The following is a 2,563-nucleotide window of genomic DNA, read 5'->3' as shown; positions in this document are numbered from 1 at the left end:
AATTGCCATATTCCTGTAACAAAACAAAGGTATGTTATGTGTGTAAAATATAAAGAGAAAGAAGGAAAAGTTGTGAAAAAAATTTTGCCAATTGTTGCGTTATTAGGCATGATGAGTTTTGGAGTACAGGAAATGAATGTAAGAGCTGATACTTATCATAAGAGCGATTCAAAAATTAGTTTTTGGGATTCGAAAAGAAAGGGTACTAATTTCATGAATAGTACGTCATTACCTGAAAACTATAAAAGTGCAAAAGAAGCTAATATTGAATATGTTCGTTTAGCACCTGATAAATGGGCGAAAGATAAAGATTTTCTATTTGAAGATAAACCAGATACTTCTGGAAAGGATTTTCTGATAGGTAATTCAGATAACTATCAGGGATTAGTAAAGGAAGATCTAGAAAAATTAAAGGCGGATTTAGATGCCGCACAATCACAAGGAATGAAAGTCGTTCTTACAATGTTATCCTTACCTGGTGATCGATGGCGCCAATTTAATAATAATAAGAATGACGACAGAATATGGGAAGAAGAGAAGTATCAAGAACAAGCAAGTCAATTTTGGAAGGACCTCGCTCTGGAACTAAAAGATCACCCCGCGTTGGTTGGTTATAATATTATAAATGAACCACATCCAGAAACAGCTAAAAATAATAGATATAATGATTTTTGGACGGAAGATTACGAGAAATGGTATGCAAAAGTGGAGGGAACGACAGCGGATTTAAACAGATTTTATCAAAAGGTGATCAATTCCATTCGTGAAGTAGACCAAGAAACACCAGTTATTTTAGATTCAGGTTTATATGCTACTCCATGGGCCTTTAAATACTTAAAGCCAGTAAAGGATAAAAAAACGCTTTACGCATTTCATATGTATGAACCATATGAATTAACGAGTCAAGGTGAAAAGAAAAATAAAGAATATCAATATCCAGGATTAGTAAAAGTAGGAGACTTAGAGAAACCTGTAATGTGGAATAAGCAGGGATTAGAGAAGTTTTTGAAGCCAATCCAACAATGGTCTAAGAAAAATCATGTACCATCTAATCGAATTATCGCAGAGGAGTTTGGAATTAACCGTACTGTTCCAGGTGCTACCCAATACATGCAAGATCTTATTTTTATCTTTAACCAAAAAGGATGGCATAAATCATTCTATGCATTCCGTGAAGACACATGGACAGGGATGAATTATGAATTGGGAACAGGAAAAATAAAATGGGATGAAGAGGGTAAACCGATGCGTCAAGATAATTCACTCTGGGAAGTAATAAAAAAAGATTTGCAGGCGCATAAATAGTTTAGAATATTTGTCCTAAGGACTAAATGTAAGCATCTAATTCAAATAGAATTAGATGCTTTTTTTCAAAAAAGGTGGAGATTTAAACAAATGTGGTTGCAATTGTATTAACCTTTAAAGTAAAAAAAGTTTTATGAATTTTATGTGAGATTCCAACCCTTAAATGTTGAAATTTATTTACTTATTTCTCCATTTGGATATATTTCTCCAATTGGATGGAAGTTTAGAAAACAGAATCAAAACATAATAGGCTGTTATCGATGAGTTTATCGTAAAGTTGTTATTTAATGTGTCATCAAATAACATTTATATACAATAATACATAAAGAAAAGGAGATATTTATGAAAAAATATAGAGTAATAGACACAACTTAAATAGTATGAATAGTTTAGATTGTAAAAACATGAAGAAGAAAACAAAAAATCCTTAAGAGTACTAAGGAAAAATGAGGGAGATAATATGGGGAATAATTCAAAACATAAAACTAGAAAAATACTTGCAGCTACTGCTACAGTAACTATGCTTGCGACTGGAATGATTTCTTCATCAGATGTCTTTGCGGAGCAAAAGGAGCAGCAAAAAAATTTATCGACATCACTGCAAAGTGAAAAGTCAGTTAAATCAGAAAATAGAACATTTACAGTCCCAGGAAAAGGAGATGTTGAGGTACTAAAACAACAGGAAAGAAAAAGTATGGCATTTAGTCCATATGAACCAACTGGGTTATATGCAAAGCCAAATGAACAAATAACGATTAATGTAGAAGGTAATCAAGATATTCAGGTATATATTGGAACGTATTCGTATGATGCTTCTTGGAGAGAAGATTCTAAGATAAAATCATTTACATTAAAACCTGGTGTAAACACAATCCAATCTCCAAATGGGGGGCTGATTTATTTTTATAATAAACAGCAAGGAGGTAGCATTCGAACAACAATTACAACAGGTGGAACGACTACGCCTTTCTTTGAACTAGGAAAGCATACAAAACAAGATTTAATAAACATGCTGGACCAATATCCTAATGCACATGCAGTGGAGTTAAAAGGCGAACGTGTATTAATTACGGCCAGCCCTGCACGTGTTAAGAAATATTTGTTGGGTTCTAATACAGATCCTGTACAACTCTTAAAAAAGATGGATGAAGCTACTCGAATTCAAGACAAAGTAGCTGGATTATCTGAAGAACAAGTAGATAAACATTATGTTCATTACGTAGAAGAAAATCATTCTCCTGATTATTATATGTATGCA

At 32.9% G+C, this 2,563-nt stretch carries 2 protein-coding genes; both read left to right on the top strand.

From position 1 onward, the window contains the following. Positions 1-36: 36 nt before the first annotated feature. Positions 37-1,305, top strand: coding sequence for a glycoside hydrolase family 5 protein (locus tag ACTJJY_RS31845; protein WP_440607440.1), 1,269 nt, complete (start codon positions 37-39; stop codon positions 1,303-1,305). 460 nt (positions 1,306-1,765) lie between these two features. Continuing rightward, a partial coding sequence (locus ACTJJY_RS31840) for a M60 family peptidase N-terminal accessory domain-containing protein (RefSeq protein WP_440607439.1) occupies positions 1,766-2,563 on the top strand: 798 nt, incomplete at its 3' end.

Source organism: Bacillus sp. 22475, assembly GCF_052044835.1.
In the GTDB taxonomy this organism is placed as follows: Bacteria; Bacillota; Bacilli; order Bacillales; family Bacillaceae_G; genus Bacillus_A; species Bacillus_A cereus.
The sequence above is the reverse complement of the archived record's forward strand: the minus strand, read 5'-3'. Positions and strand labels throughout refer to the sequence as shown.

Coding starts and splice junctions, on each gene's coding strand:
- ACTJJY_RS31845 (WP_440607440.1), top strand. CDS start 37: ATGTGTGTAAAATATAAAGAGAAAGAAGGAAAAGTTGTGAAAAAAATT.